Raw genomic sequence first — 13,888 nt, 5'->3', positions numbered from 1 at the left:
GTCGACAACAGACGAGATTCGAATTGGTTGCGGCAGCTCGGAAATCGAAGCGCGTGGCTTCAACGTTCTCGAATTCTCAAGAATCCAGGAACGATTGCCGCTCTTTCCCGTTTATGCAGTCTGCACTTCGCCCGAGAAGACTGGCTCTTGTCGTGAGCTGAAAGTGAGCTCCCGGCTCACGTCGCCCAATAGGGCTCCCGCAGCTTGCGCTTGAAAATCTTTCCCGTTGCCTCGCGCGGCAGCGCGTCGCGGAACTCGACGTTCTTCGGCACCTTGAAGTTGGCAAGCCGCCCGCGCAGGAACGATCGGACGGCGTCGGCCGAGAGCTCGGCATCCGCCTCAGGCTCGACAAAGGCGCACAGTCGTTCGCCGAATTCTTCATCGGGGATGCCGAACACGGCACAGTCGCGCACGCCGGGCATTCCGATCAGCGCGTTCTCGATCTCGGCGGGATAGATGTTGACGCCGCCGGAGATCACCATGTCGCGCTTGCGATCGCACAGGAACAGATAGCCGTCCGCGTCGAGGTAACCGACGTCGCCGACGCTGACCAGGCCGTCACGGCCGGCCTCGGCCCTTGCCTGCGACCTGCCGTGATAGTCGAAATCGGGCACCGCCGTCTGGCGCATGTAGATTTCGCCGACTTCGTTGGCACCGCACGGGCTGCCGTCGTCGCGGAAGATCCTGACGATGCCGCCTTCGATGGCGCGACCGACCGTGCCGGGCTTCTTCAGTGCTTCCTCGGCCGAGTGCCACACCGGGATCCCGGTCTCCGTGGAGCCGAAATACTCGTTGATGACCGGTCCCCACCAGTCGATCATGGCGCGCTTGACGTCCGGCGGGCAGGGCGCGGCGCCGTGCACGACGAAGCGCAGCGACGACAGGTCGTAACGCTGCCTGACCGCGTCGGGCAACCGCAGCAGCCGGACGAACATGGTCGGTACCATGTGAATGTGCGTGACGCGGTGGCGCTCGATCAGCGCCAGCAGCTCCTCGGCATCGAACCGCGCCTGGAGGACGATGGTGCAAGCGCTGCGGAACGCCAGCATGCCGTAGGAATGCGGCGCCGAGTGATACATCGGCCCGTTGATCAGCACGATTTGGTTGTCCCGCGGCTTGATGCCGTAGGCGATCCCGCCCACACGTTCCGAGGCGGCCGCCTGTTCGGGCTGCATCGGCATGCGCCGCACGCCCTTCGGCATGCCCGTGGTGCCCGATGTGTAGATCATCGCTGCGGCCCGCCGCGGCGGCTCCTGCGCTTGCGGATGGTCGTCGCGCCAGCGGTCCCAATCGGTCAGTCCCACCGGGATCTCGGTCAGCTCCCGAGGGATCGAGAAGGTCGCTGCGAGTTCGGGCGGGGTCGCGACGACCAGGAGAAGGACATCCGCCGGTATGCCGTCGCGGATCTGCGGCAGCAAATCGGCATGGCAGACCAGGATCTTCGCCCCGCTGTCGGCCAGGATGTAACGGACCTCCTCGGCCTTCAAATGCCAGTTGATCGGCACCACCGGACTTCCCAGCGCGGCCGAGGCCGCAACCACCTCGAACAGGGCGAAATCGTTGCGCAGCATCATCGCGACCGGCGCGGCCTCGGCAAGCCCCAGAGCGCGGAAGCCGCTCATCGCCCGCCTGATCCGGGCCCGGATGTCGTCATAGCTGATCTGGCGTTCGCCGCTGATGATCATGGCGTCTCCTCATCCCGCTCGTCTAGCGATCATCCAGCACCTCGCCGAAGCCGACCCAGCTCTTGCCGTTGAAGCGCCGGAGCTGAAGCTGCTGGAACGGCAGATAGTCGTCGGGGCCGGTCGTAACAGTCATTCCCGGCAGCAGCAGCGGTAGCTTCACATCCTTCAGCGAGGCCGCCTGGCGCATGATGTTGTCGCGGCTGATATCATCCTTGCACGCCTTCAGCACCGTCATCAGCAGCGTGGCATAGTGATAGCCCGCGGCGTAGTTGGAGTTGGAGAGGTCCGCGGTCGGCATGTAGCGCTTCATGAAGGCGAAATATTCCTTCACGCCGGCATCGTCGGCCCATTGCGGGTCCATCGTGTCCTTCTGGTTGCTCGACGAGATCAGGCCGACCGCGTTGTCGAGCCCTGCCGGTTCCAGGAAAGAGATCGACGACGCCGAGGTCGGCACGAAGAACAGCTCCGGCTTCCAGCCGATCTCGGCCACGCCCTTGACCATCTGCGAGGTGAACTTGCCGACCACGACGCCGAACAGCACGTTGGCGCCTGATGCCTTCAAGGTCGAGAGCTGCGAACTGATCGTCGGCGCGCTGGTCTCATAGCTTGCTTCCGCCACGATCATGTTTGCGGCCTTGGTCCCGAGCGCGCGCTTGAACCCCGCGACATAGTCGCGGCCGAAATCGTCGTTCTGCGAGAGGATCGCGATCTTGGCATCCGGCTTGGTCTGCAAAATGTACTTGGCATAGACCACGCCTTCGGATTCGTAGGCCGCCATGCCCGGCATCGTCCACGGGTTCTTCTGTGGATCCGCCCATTTGGTGGCGCCCGAGAGCACGAACAGCTGCGGCACCTTCTTGGCGTTAAGATAGCGCTGCACGGCGCTGTTGGTGGCGGTGCCGAGCGAGCCGAACATCATCAGCACCTCCTCTTGCTCCACCAGCTTGCGGGTCTGCTCGACGGTCTTGGGCGGCGAATAGGCGTCGTCCAGCGTGATGAACTTGACCTTGCGGCCGTTGATGCCGCCTTCGGCATTGACCTTCTCGAAGAAGGCTTCCTGCGTCCGTCCGATCGCGCCGAAGCCGGAGGCCGGACCGCTATAGGGCAGGGTCTGCCCGATGCGAATCTCGTCGCTGCCTTCGGCATGGGCGCTACCGCCAGCGAGCGTCAGCAACGACATGCCGATCAGTGCGGCTGTCAGCTTCATGGTGTCCTCCCGTTTTGTTGTCGGTCCGAGCCTTTAGGCGCTGGCGCGCATCAGGAAATCCTGTCGGGCCTGGTCGAATTCCCGTTTCATCCGGTCGACGAGCTCGGCGACCGGCGGCGCGTCGGCGATCTGGCCGATACCCTGGCCCGAGCCCCAGATGTCGCGCCACGCCTTGGACTTCATGTTGCCGCCGGAGCCGAAATTCATCTTCGTCTTGTCGGCGGCCGGCAGATTGTCCGGATCGAGCCCGGCCGCGGCAATCGAAGGGCCGAGATAGTTGCCGTGCACGCCGGTGAAGAGGTTGGTGTAGACGATGTCGTGCGCGGCGTGCTGTGTCAGGGCGGACTTGTAGGCTTCGTCAGCGTTGGCTTCCTTCGTCGCGATGAAGCGCGTACCGATATAGGCGAGGTCGGCGCCCAGCGTCAGCGCGGAGGCGATTGCGAAGCCGTCGCTGATTGCGCCCGACAGCAGGATCGCGCCGTCGAACCATTGCTTGACCTCACGTACCAGCGCGAAAGGCGAGAGCGTTCCTGCATGTCCTCCAGCGCCTGCGCAGACCAGAATCAGGCCGTCGACGCCCTGCTCGGCGGCCTTGCGCGCGTGCTTGACGTTGATGACGTCGTGGAACACGAGGCCGCCGTAGGAATGTGCGGCCTCGACGAGTTCGGCGGGCGGCCGCAGCGAGGTGATGATGATGGGCGCCCTGTGCTTCACACAGGTCTCCATGTCCTTCATCAGCCGGTCGTTGGAGGCGTGGCAGATCTGGTTGACGGCGTAGGGTGCGACCTTCTTGCCGGGATTGCGCGATTTGTATTCGCCGAGTTCGTCCTCGATGCGGCTCAGCCACTCGTCGAGCTTTTCCACCGGACGGGCATTGAGCGCCGGAAACGAGCCGACAACACCGGCCTTGCACTGGGCGATCACCAGCTCGGGGCCGGAGACGAGGAAGAGCGGCGAGCCGACCACGGGCAGCTCGAGCGAATCCTTCAAGAGAGCCGGCAGCGCCATGATGTCCTCCCGGAAACGCAGCCCGCCGGCAGGCGGATCACGAGGCGTTTCCCTGTTGATCGTCGCGGGCGAGTTGCCGCCCATGTTCATTTGACGCCATTATAGGGTTGGAGTGCGGCCTCCGATCGTTCAATATTGAACGCATGACTATTCAGATTTGAACAGAGGCCGCGCATGGACTGGGACCTTTGCAAGACCTTCGTCGCGGTCGCCGAGACCGGCAGCTTCACCGGCGCGGCACGCCGGCTGCACAGCAGCCATCCCACCGTAAGCCGCAAGATCGCGGCGCTGGAAGCCCAGCTCGGCACCAGGCTGGTGGCACGCGCCGCCGACGGTCTGGCACTGACCGCGGATGGACGGACACTGCGCGAGCACGCCGAGGCGATGGCGGCGGCCGCGCTGCGGGCGGAGACGGCCGTCTCGGCCGGAGGGCACAAGGCGCGTGGTACCGTCAAGCTGTCGATCGGCGCGACGCTGGCCTCGCATTGGCTGATGCCGCGCCTGCCTGCTTTCCTGCGCGCGCATGATCACGTCCAGCTCGAGATCATCACCCATCCGTTTCCGGCCAGCGTACGCCGGCGCGAGGCGGACGTGGTGCTGCGGCCCTTTGACAGCGGCGAGGAAAATCTGGTCGGCCGCAAGATCGGCCGTCTCGGCACGGGATTTTACGCCTCACGCGACTACGCCGGCGGGCGGTCCTTGCCGGAACGGCGCGGCGAGTGGAAGGGGCACAGCGTCATCGGTTTCGCCGATCAGACCTCTAACGTCCAGCTTGCGCGCTGGAGCGACGTCGTCACGCGTCAGGCCAGGGTGGTTATGCGCTGCTCGTCGCAGGGCGACATGCTGGCGGCGGTCCGCGCCGGACTCGGAATCTCCGCCCTGTCGTGTTTTGTCGCCGCAAGCTATCCCGATCTCGTGCGCGTCGCGCCGCAGAAGCTCGCCAGCGTGGCGGACCTTTGGCTGCTCGCCCATCCCGACCTCGTCGATCTGCCGGCGGTGCGGGCCGTGGTCGACTTCGTCGCCGATTGCGCCCGGACCGATCGCGTTGGGTTGCGGGGCTAAGCTGATCCCGCGATGACGCCCTCGCGTTTTTTCACCGCGCGATAATAGCTCCACCATAGATGCGCCGCCGCACCGCGCAGGGGGCGCCAGGGTTCGGCGAGCGGCGCCATCTGCTTCTCCGTTGGCCGCGCCTGCAAGCCGAGCCCGATGCGAATGCCTTCCTGCACGGCGAGGTCACCGGCCGGCCAGGCGTCGCCATGGCCGAGGCAGAACAGCAGATAGACGTCCGCGGTCCAGGGGCCGATGCCGGGCAGTGCGATCAGCGTGTGATGCGCGGCATCGGCGTCTTCTTCGGCGAGCACGTCGAGGTTCAGCCGCTGTGCGGTGATCTCGCGCGCGAGATGTTTCAGCGTCTTGATCTTGGCGGCGGACAGGCCGAGCCGCCCCAATCGGTCGGTGCGCGCGCGTCGCACCGCGTCATGGTCGAACGGATCGAAGGCAGCCGACAGCCGTCCCCAGATCGCCGCGGCGCTCGCGGTCGAGAGCTGTTGCCCGCAGACAATGTGCGCTATCCCCGCAAAGCCCGGCTCGCGCCGCCGCAACGTCGGCATGCCGGCAGTCGCCAGCACGGGCTTCAGGCGCGGATCGCGCTTGACCAGCGCGTGGACGGCTTCTTCGAGGTCGGACTGGGTCTCGAGGTGGATGGTCATTGCTTGCTCAACTCGTCCTGCGCGGACTTGACCCGCGCATCCATCTCCTATCGTAACAGAGTGTTGGAAGATGGATGATCGGGTAAGTCCGGTCATGACGAGATTTGTGCATATGTCGCCACCCGTTTTCCGATTTGCCCCCAGTCCGAACGGCTACCTGCACCTTGGCCACGCCTATTCAGCGCTGTTGAATTCCGACCGCGCGCGCGAGACCAGTGGGCGGCTCTTGCTGCGGATCGAGGACATCGACGCGACGCGTTGCCGGCCGGAATATGAGACAGCGATTGACGAAGACCTCGCCTGGCTCGGCATCGCCTGGGAGATGCCGGTGCGGCGGCAGTCGGAGCATCTCGACGCGTATCGGGCGGCACTGGACAGGCTCTCGGCGCTCAGCCTGGTCTATCCCGCCTTCGAAAGCCGCGCCGAGATCGCAAGGCAGGTTACGGCGCGTGAAGCGGATGGGCCGTGGCCTCGCGATCCCGACGGCGCGCCGCTCTATCGCGGCGCCGCCAGATCGCTGTCCGCCGACGAGCGCGACCGCCTCATCGACACCGGCGCGCCTTATGCGCTTCGGCTCGACATGGCGGCGGCCTGCCGCCGCGCCGCCGGCCTGAGCTGGAACGAACTGGGCGAGGGGCCCGATGGTGAGCGTGGCGTCGTCCCGGCGCGGCCAGAAGCCTGGGGCGACGTCATTCTGGCCCGCAAGGAGACGCCGACCAGTTATCATCTGTCCGTCGTTGTCGACGATGCGCTCCAGGACATCAGCGAGATCGTGCGGGGCCAGGACCTGTTCCACGCCACTTCGGTCCACCGTCTGCTCCAGGTTCTGCTCGGCCTGCCGGAACCCGTCTACCGCCACCATGGGCTACTTCGTGACGAGGCCGGCCGGAAGCTGTCGAAATCAACCAGCTCGACCGGCCTACGTGAATTGCGTGCTGCCGGCGCCACGCCGGCCGGTATCCGCCAGCTGGTGGGATTAGGTTAAGTTTCTCTGGGGGTTAGCCAAACGCCGCCGTGACTCCGGGTGTTCCGCCGTGCCATGCTCACCTGACGGCCCGGGTTCGAAGGGGATACTTCGAAGGGGAGTTATGGCGGCGAAAACGCGCGCAGCGCGCACTACGGGGACGTCCAAGCGAGTGGCTCGGAAGCGCTCCGGGCCGACCGCCCGGTTGCGCAAGCGCAGCACCAAGCGGGTCGAGCCGGACGTCGTCCAGGCTGCGCTTGCCGCCTTTGCCCATGAGGTCCGCACCCCCCTGACCGGCATTCTCGCGATCAGCGATCTGCTCGCGACTTCGGATCTCGGTGAGCGGGAAAGACGCTGGGCCGACACGATCAAGGCCGGTGCCGAGCATCTGGCGAACCTTGCCACCCTGTTCGTCGATGCCGCCAGAACCGGCAAGGGGACCGGCAAGGGCGTCGGAGGTGGAAGCACGCTGCGGCAGGATTTGTTCGACCTGCGGACCCTTGCCCGCAACGCCGGCGATTCGCTGGCCGGTCGCGCCGCAGCCAAGGGTCTCCAAGCCGAGGTCGATATCTCAGAGAATCTGCCCGGGCTGGTGGTCGGTGATCCCGTGCGCCTGCGCGCCGCACTCGAGAACCTGATCGACAACGCCGTGAAATTCACCGAGCACGGCGGCGTGGCGCTCACGGTCGCGCCTTGGCGTTCCGCCAAGGGCAAGACCAAGAGCAAAGGCAAAGCCAAGGGCAAAGGCAGCGTCGGTGTCGCCTTCGCGGTGTCCGACAGCGGCATTGGCCTCACCATGGCCGAGATCAAGCGGTTGTTCCGGCCGTTTACCCAAGCCAACGTCACCATTGCCTCGCGCTTCGGCGGCGCCGGCCTGGGCCTGTCGTCGGTGAAGCAACTGGCGCGCGCGATGGGCGGCGACATCACGGTTGCCCCTCGGCCCGGCGGCGGCGCCACCTTCACGTTGACGGTGTCGGTGTGTGCCACGGGATCGGGCAAGTCCCGCAAGTCGAAGGGCGAAGCCGAGATGGATGCGGTCCCGGCGTTGCGCTTGCTCAGCGTCGAGGACAATCCGTTCGGCCGCGTCGTGCTCAACACCATCCTGACCGAGCTCGGTCATCATGCCGAATTCATCGGGCGCGGCGAGGACGCGGTGAACCGGCTCGCGCAGGGCGCCTTCGACGCGGTGCTAATGGATATGGTGCTGCCGGGCATCAATGGCGTCGAGGCGATCAGGCGGATCCGCACCATGGCGACGCCGCTGGCTCAGATCCCCATCATCGGGGTGTCCGGTCGCGGCGAAGACGAAGTCGCTTCACGCGAGGCCGGCGCCGACGCATTTCTGGTCAAGCCTGTGTCTCCGCGGGCGCTAGCGACTGCGCTGCTTGCAGCGACACGCCGTGAGGAAGCCGCGACTTGATGATCGCGGCATTGAGCTCGCCGCCGAAAACGAAGATCGCGGCGATGAAATACAGGAACACCAGCGCGATGATCACCGAGGCGAGCCCCGCATACATCGTCACGTAATTGTTGGCGAAGCGCGCGAGGTACTGGCCGAACACGATGCCCGAGATCAGCGACGCCACGATGGTGAAGACGATGCCGGGCAGGATCTGGAGGAACCGGCGCCGTCCCGCCGGCAGCCAGGTATGCAGGATCATCAGCGCCACCACCAACGCGGCGACGGTGATGCCGTAGCGCAGCCAGGTGAGGATCCTCTCGTTGGATTCAACGAATAGCGGAATGTGCGCACGCGCGGCCTCGATCAGCAGCGGCCCGAGCACGATCAGGAATGCCATGGCGAGCGCGGTGAAGGCCGCAATAAGCGTGTAGGCGATCGATTCCAGCCGTAGCCAGTACCAGGGGCGCATCTCCACGACCGCATAGGCGCGGTTGAGCGCGACCCGCAGCGCCTCGACACCGTTGGAGGCGAAGTAGACCGACAGCACCGCACCGATGGTGAATAGGCCGGTGCGGGTCGTGGTCAGCACGTCGTGGACTTCCCCCGAGATCGAATCCGCGACCTGCTTGGGCCAGACCTGGAGCATGAGGCTCGCAGCCTGATCGGCGAGTTCCTTGGAGCCGAAGAAGCCGGCGAGCGATGTCAGGACGATCAGGAACGGGAATAGCGCCATCAGCGTCGACAGCGCGATATGGCTCGCGATCGCCCAGCCGTCATCGGCAAGGAACGTGTAGAACGCGTCCATTACGACAAGGTAGACGGTGCGGACTGCCTTCACGCGCCACCTGCACTGCTGTTGCCGCTGCCGCTTCCCGCGCGCGGGGAGCGTATTCCGGCCTCTTCCCGCAAGTCGGGAGAGGCGAAGAGGATGGGCAGTTCGCGCAAATCCGGATTCATCCAGCTAGCTTCTGATATTATTGGCTTAAAAGCCAGATCGGGAACGCCATGGCGGACCGGCGCGCAGGGTGTTATCTACCCTCGAATGGCATCTCTCCTGAGTACTTTCATCCTGCCGATCGCGGCCGGCGCCGTGGCGTTGGTGCTGCTGCTCGGTCTCATCAACATGATGCGCGGCGGCTCGCCCAACACCTCGCAGAAGCTGATGCGCTGGCGCGTGCTGCTTCAGTTCGTGGCGATCGTCATCGCGATGGTCGCCGTGTGGGCGATGGGGCGTTAACATGGTCGTGCTCAACCGCATCTATACGAAAACCGGTGACGACGGCACGACAGCGCTCGGCTCGGGCGAGCGCCGGCCGAAATACGATCTGCGCATCGAGGCCTATGGCACGGTCGACGAGACCAATGCTGCGATCGGCGTGGTCCGGCTTCACACCAGGGATGCGCCCGAGCTCGACGCGATGCTTGGCCGCATCCAGAACGATCTGTTCGACCTCGGCGCGGACCTCGCGGTGCCCGAACGTGAGGGCAAGGCGGAGCGGCTGCGGGTGGTGGCGAGCCAGGTCGAGCGGCTCGAGCGCGACGTCGACGCGCTCAACGACAAGCTGGCACCCCTGACCTCCTTCGTGCTGCCGGGCGGGACGCCAGCCGCAGCCTACCTCCATGTCGCCCGTACGATTTGCCGCAGGGCGGAACGCGTGATGGTGGAACTGGCGGCCCGGCCGGAAGAGCCTGTTGGTGCCGCTGGCATCCAGTATATGAACCGCCTGTCAGACTTCCTGTTCGTGGCCAGCCGCGCCAGTAACGACGACGGCGCCGGCGACGTGCTTTGGGTTCCGGGCCAGAATCGCTGACCCATCAGGCGGCGCATTTCTGGGCGCCAAAATTAGACCCCTTCGCGCGTTGACCGGGCCGGATCAGGCCTTTAGGTTCCGCGCCAGTTGATAAATCCCCTCCCAGATTGAGTGAAAGAGGATCGATGAAGGTCTTGGTGCCGGTAAAGCGGGTGGTCGATTACAACGTCAAGGTCCGCGTCAAGAGCGATGGATCGGGCGTTGAACTCGCCAACGTCAAAATGTCGATGAACCCGTTCGACGAAATCGCGGTCGAGGAAGCGCTGCGCCTGAAGGAAGCCGGCAAGGCGACCGAAGTCGTGGTGGTCTCCATCGGACCGGCGCAGGCGTCGGAAACGATCCGCACCGGTCTCGCCATGGGCGCCGATCGCGGCATCCTGGTGAAGGCCGAGGGCGCGGTCGAGCCGCTCGCCGTCGCCAAGATCCTGAAGAAGATCGCGGACGAAGAGCAGCCGGGCCTGATCATTCTCGGCAAGCAGGCGATCGACGACGACAGCAATCAGACCGGCCAGATGCTGGCCGCGCTGCTCGGCTGGTCGCAGGCGACCTTCGCCTCGAAGCTCGAGGTTGAAGGCAGCGACTTCAAGGTCACCCGCGAAGTCGACGGCGGCTTGCAGACCGTGAAGCTGAAGGGACCGGCGATCGTCACCACCGATCTCCGTCTCAACGAGCCGCGCTACGCCTCGCTGCCGAACATCATGAAGGCCAAAAAGAAGCCGATTGCGGACAAGACCGTGGCCGATTACGGCGTCGACCCCACCCCCCGCCTAGAGGTTCTCAACACGACCGAGCCGGCGGGCCGCAAGGCGGGCGTCAAGGTCAAGGACGTCGCCGAGCTGGTGTCTAAACTCAAGAACGAAGCCGGGGTGCTCTGATGACGACGCTTCTGATTGCCGAACACGACAATGCGTCGCTCAAGGATGCGACCAACAAGGCCCTGACCGCAGCGGCCGCGCTCGGCGCCGACATCGAGGTTCTGGTGGCCGGCGAGAACGCCAAGGCCGCAGCGGACGCCGCTGCCAAGCTTGCCGGTGTGAAGAAGGTGCTGCTCGCCGACGGCGCGCTTTACGCGCACGATCTGGCCGAGCCACTGGCCGCGCTGATCGTTTCGCTGGCGCCGTCCTATGACGCCATCGTCGCGCCCGCGACCTCGCGCTTCAAGAACGTGATGCCGCGCGTCGCGGCCCTGCTCGACGTCATGCAGGTCTCGGAGATCACCAAGGTGGTCGCCCCCGACACCTATGAGCGTCCGATCTACGCCGGCAACGCCATCCAGACGGTGAAGTCGAAGGACGCCAAGAAGGTCATCACCGTGCGCACCTCCACCTTCGCCGCGGCAGGTGAAGGCGGCAGCGCGTCGGTCGAGAGCGTCGCGGCGGCGGCCGATCCGGGCCTGTCGTCCTTTGTCGGCGAGGAAGTCGCCAAGAGCGATCGTCCCGAGCTGACCTCGGCCAAGATCATCGTCTCCGGTGGCCGCGCCATGCAGAGCCGCGAGAATTTCGCAAAGTACATCGAGCCGCTCGCCGACAAGCTCGGCGCCGGCGTCGGCGCTTCGCGCGCGGCGGTGGATGCGGGCTATGCGCCGAACGACTGGCAGGTCGGTCAAACCGGCAAGGTCGTGGCCCCCGAGCTCTATGTCGCGGTCGGCATTTCCGGCGCGATCCAGCATCTGGCCGGCATGAAGGACTCCAAGGTAATCGTCGCGATCAACAAGGACGAAGACGCGCCGATCTTCCAGGTCGCTGATTACGGCTTGGTCGCAGACCTCTACCAGGCGGTTCCGGAGCTGACTGCCGAACTCGGCAAGCTCGGCAAGTAAAACGCGCTAAAACACCGGCTGGAGCTATAAACTCCGGCTGGTGTTGCTTTTTGAGGCGTTTTCTTTGGCGCGGGACACGCCTTCGAGGCGATCCAATCTAGGTTTCGAGGCCGGGTTCTGATTAAATCAGACCTCCCGGCTCGGGGGATAGGCAGGCGCGGTTGATAGCGCGCCGTTCCGGTGGATGACATTATGGCGGCAGTAATCAAGAAGGTCGGCGTGATCGGCGCGGGGCAGATGGGCAATGGCATCGCGCATGTCGCTGCGCTGGCCGGCTTCGACGTGGTGCTCAACGACATTTCGACCGACCGCCTCAAGTCAGGCATGGCCACGATCAACGGCAACCTGACGCGGCAGGTCTCCAAGAAGGCCGTCAGCGAGGACGACAAAGCCAAGGCGATGGCGCGTATCGTGGCCGGCGAAAAGTTGGACGATCTCGCGGACTGCGATCTCGTGATCGAGACCGCGGTCGAGAAGGAAGAGGTCAAGCGCAAGATTTTCCACGATCTCTGCGCCGTGTTGAAGCCGGAGGCGATCGTTGCCTCCGATACCTCCTCGATCTCGATCACCCGGCTCGCCGCCGCCACCGACCGGCCCGAACGCTTCATCGGCATTCACTTCATGAATCCGGTGCCGCTGATGGAGCTGGTGGAGCTGATCCGCGGCATCGCCACCGACGACCAGACCTTCGAGGCGTCAAAGGAATTCGTCGGCAAGCTCGGCAAGCAGGTCGCGGTCTCCGAGGATTTCCCGGCCTTCATCGTCAACCGCATCCTGCTGCCGATGATCAACGAGGCGATTTACACGCTGTACGAAGGCGTGGGCAACGTCGAGGCGATCGACGCGGCGATGAAGCTCGGGGCGCACCATCCGATGGGCCCGCTGGAGCTCGCCGATTTCATCGGCCTCGATACCTGCCTGTCGATCATGCAGGTGCTGCATGAGGGCCTCGCCGACTCCAAGTACCGCCCGTGCCCGCTACTGGTGAAATACGTCGAGGCGGGCTGGCTCGGTCGCAAGACCCAGCGCGGTTTCTACGACTACCGCGGCGCCAAGCCGGTTCCGACGAGATAAAGCTGTCCGGTGCCCCGGACGCAGCGCGAAGCGCTGCAGAGCCGGGGCCCAGAGGCCTCGTGCATGCTGAAGCATGGGTCCCGGCTCTGCGGTGCGTCACTTCGTGCCGCGCCGCGTCCGGGACACGGACAAAGCCCACCCCACGGCGCTTCCTGACAATTCAGGTCTCGTTAACCGGTCGCGTCTAGGTTACGCGCGGTACGAGGGTTTGCGTAATGGACATGATGGCGATGGTCAGCAGCATGCTGGCCGCTCAGCAAGGGGCGCTGCAGTCGAATATCTCGGCGACGCTGATGAAGCAGAACGCGGATGCGGAGAAATCCACCGTCCTGACGCTGCTCGGCGCCGGACAGCCCTCGCTTGCCAATGTCGGCGCCGGCGTCGGCGGCAACCTCAACGTCACGGCCTAAACATCATCGCCTAGAACGACGCGGCGGCTTTGCCCGTCGCAGCACGGATCAGCTTGAGCGCATCCTCGCTCGCCCATTCCGCCGGCCCCGCGATCGTCGCGATCTCACAGCCTTGGGGATCGACCAGCACCGAGGTGGGCATGCCTAAAGCCCGGCCTATCACTTTAAGATCCTGAAAAACCTTGGCTTTCTGATCGTTGAAATAGCCGAGCCGGATAAGATTGGCCTCTTTCAGGAACGCCTTGGGCTTTTCGGGGTCGCGGGTGTCGATATTGATCGCCACCACCTCGAAATTCGGGCCCGAAAGCTTGCCCTGGAGCTCGTCGAGCGCCGGCATTTCCTTGCGGCAGGGCACGCACCAGGTGGCCCAGAGGTTCACCAGTAGCGTCTTGCCGCGGAAATCCGACAGCTTCTTCGGCTTGCCGTCGGCGTCCTCGAAGGCCAGGTCCGGCAGCTTCAGCGGTGCGGTCGCCATGGTCAGCGCCGCCACCTCGCCATGGGCGAGCGGCGCGATCTTCTGTGCGGTGTTCACCGCCGCCCGGCAGGCGGGATCGCCGGATGGGGCCCGGCCCAGGCCCAGCCCGTACAGCGCTGCAAAGCCAGCCAGGCCCCCGACCACCACGGTGGCGATGACGACGGGGATGCGGCGCGTGGCCGACCGCGCTTTCCTTTGGTCGAGCCTGTCGTTGGGGTCGAGCATATCGTTTGTCATCCGGTCGCAGATATGGCTATCAGAGGCCTCTTAATACGGCTGGCAGCCGTCAGCAAACATGCGGCGGCGACAGGCAAGGCGTGA

General features: G+C 65.0%; 15 protein-coding genes. 9 read left to right on the top strand and 6 right to left on the bottom strand.

Annotation, left to right across the window (positions count from 1 at the left end; all coding sequences use genetic code 11):
• Positions 1 to 176: 176 nt before the first annotated feature.
• Genes AC0L21_RS21545 through AC0L21_RS21535 form a run of 3 tightly spaced genes read right to left on the bottom strand, consistent with a single transcriptional unit; the run spans position 177 to position 3,900 of the window.
• Positions 177 to 1,685, bottom strand: a complete 1,509-nt coding sequence (locus AC0L21_RS21545) for an acyl-CoA synthetase (RefSeq protein WP_473263834.1) — start codon at positions 1,683 to 1,685, stop codon at positions 177 to 179.
• Positions 1,686 to 1,707: 22 nt separating this feature from the next.
• On the bottom strand, positions 1,708 to 2,892 hold the full coding sequence (locus tag AC0L21_RS21540) for an ABC transporter substrate-binding protein (protein WP_473263833.1): 1,185 nt from the start codon (positions 2,890 to 2,892) through the stop codon (positions 1,708 to 1,710).
• A gap of 33 nt (positions 2,893 to 2,925) precedes the next feature.
• Entirely contained in the window at positions 2,926 to 3,900 is a 975-nt protein-coding gene (locus AC0L21_RS21535) for an NAD(P)H-dependent flavin oxidoreductase (RefSeq protein WP_473263832.1), read from the bottom strand.
• A gap of 174 nt (positions 3,901 to 4,074) precedes the next feature.
• On the opposite strand from AC0L21_RS21535, the gene AC0L21_RS21530 reads away from it, so the two are divergent.
• Positions 4,075 to 4,962, top strand: a complete 888-nt coding sequence (locus AC0L21_RS21530; RefSeq protein ID WP_473263831.1) for a LysR family transcriptional regulator — start codon at positions 4,075 to 4,077, stop codon at positions 4,960 to 4,962.
• On the opposite strand, the gene AC0L21_RS21525 is transcribed toward AC0L21_RS21530, so the two are convergent.
• Positions 4,959 to 5,612 (bottom strand): DNA-3-methyladenine glycosylase family protein, encoded by a 654-nt coding sequence (locus tag AC0L21_RS21525; protein WP_473263830.1) that lies wholly within the window; start codon positions 5,610 to 5,612, stop codon positions 4,959 to 4,961. The genes AC0L21_RS21530 and AC0L21_RS21525 overlap by 4 nt on opposite strands.
• A 112-nt stretch (positions 5,613 to 5,724) precedes the next feature.
• Between AC0L21_RS21525 and gluQRS the strand changes: the two genes are divergently transcribed.
• Together gluQRS and AC0L21_RS21515 are read left to right on the top strand one after the other, a co-directional pair.
• On the top strand, positions 5,725 to 6,597 hold the full coding sequence (gene gluQRS, locus AC0L21_RS21520; protein ID WP_473263829.1) for a tRNA glutamyl-Q(34) synthetase GluQRS: 873 nt from the start codon (positions 5,725 to 5,727) through the stop codon (positions 6,595 to 6,597).
• Positions 6,598 to 6,700: 103 nt separating this feature from the next.
• The gene (locus tag AC0L21_RS21515; protein ID WP_473263828.1) at positions 6,701 to 7,996 is read left to right on the top strand and encodes an ATP-binding protein; all 1,296 of its coding nucleotides are present in this window, start codon (positions 6,701 to 6,703) and stop codon (positions 7,994 to 7,996) included.
• Here AC0L21_RS21515 and AC0L21_RS21510 read toward each other — a convergent pair.
• On the bottom strand, positions 7,923 to 8,816 hold the full coding sequence (locus tag AC0L21_RS21510; RefSeq protein ID WP_473263827.1) for a YihY/virulence factor BrkB family protein: 894 nt from the start codon (positions 8,814 to 8,816) through the stop codon (positions 7,923 to 7,925). The two genes, AC0L21_RS21515 and AC0L21_RS21510, sit on opposite strands and share 74 nt — an antisense overlap.
• 204 nt (positions 8,817 to 9,020) lie before the next feature.
• Between AC0L21_RS21510 and AC0L21_RS21505 the strand changes: the two genes are divergently transcribed.
• The 6 genes from AC0L21_RS21505 (at position 9,021) to AC0L21_RS21480 (ending at position 13,092) form a co-directional block, all read left to right on the top strand.
• On the top strand, positions 9,021 to 9,215 hold the full coding sequence (locus AC0L21_RS21505) for a twin transmembrane helix small protein (protein ID WP_035974492.1): 195 nt from the start codon (positions 9,021 to 9,023) through the stop codon (positions 9,213 to 9,215).
• 1 nt (position 9,216) lies between these two features.
• Positions 9,217 to 9,789, top strand: coding sequence for a cob(I)yrinic acid a,c-diamide adenosyltransferase (locus tag AC0L21_RS21500; protein WP_473263826.1), 573 nt, complete (start codon positions 9,217 to 9,219; stop codon positions 9,787 to 9,789).
• A gap of 125 nt (positions 9,790 to 9,914) precedes the next feature.
• A complete protein-coding gene (locus tag AC0L21_RS21495; protein ID WP_473263825.1) occupies positions 9,915 to 10,664 on the top strand; it encodes an electron transfer flavoprotein subunit beta/FixA family protein in 750 nt (249 codons plus the stop codon).
• Positions 10,664 to 11,608: an electron transfer flavoprotein subunit alpha/FixB family protein gene (locus AC0L21_RS21490; RefSeq protein ID WP_473263824.1), complete on the top strand. Its 945-nt coding sequence runs from the start codon at positions 10,664 to 10,666 to the stop codon at positions 11,606 to 11,608. The genes AC0L21_RS21495 and AC0L21_RS21490 overlap by 1 nt, the downstream gene beginning before the upstream one ends.
• A 192-nt stretch (positions 11,609 to 11,800) precedes the next feature.
• Positions 11,801 to 12,682: a 3-hydroxybutyryl-CoA dehydrogenase gene (locus tag AC0L21_RS21485; RefSeq protein ID WP_007597339.1), complete on the top strand. Its 882-nt coding sequence runs from the start codon at positions 11,801 to 11,803 to the stop codon at positions 12,680 to 12,682.
• A gap of 215 nt (positions 12,683 to 12,897) precedes the next feature.
• Entirely contained in the window at positions 12,898 to 13,092 is a 195-nt protein-coding gene (locus tag AC0L21_RS21480) for a hypothetical protein (protein ID WP_473263823.1), read from the top strand.
• 10 nt (positions 13,093 to 13,102) lie between these two features.
• Here AC0L21_RS21480 and tlpA read toward each other — a convergent pair whose 3' ends face one another.
• Positions 13,103 to 13,792, bottom strand: coding sequence for a thiol:disulfide interchange protein TlpA (gene tlpA, locus AC0L21_RS21475; RefSeq protein WP_473263822.1), 690 nt, complete (start codon positions 13,790 to 13,792; stop codon positions 13,103 to 13,105).
• Positions 13,793 to 13,888 lie beyond the last annotated feature (96 nt).

The organism is Bradyrhizobium sp. WSM4873 (assembly GCF_055811355.1).
The sequence above is the reverse complement of the archived record's forward strand: the minus strand, read 5'-3'. Positions and strand labels throughout refer to the sequence as shown.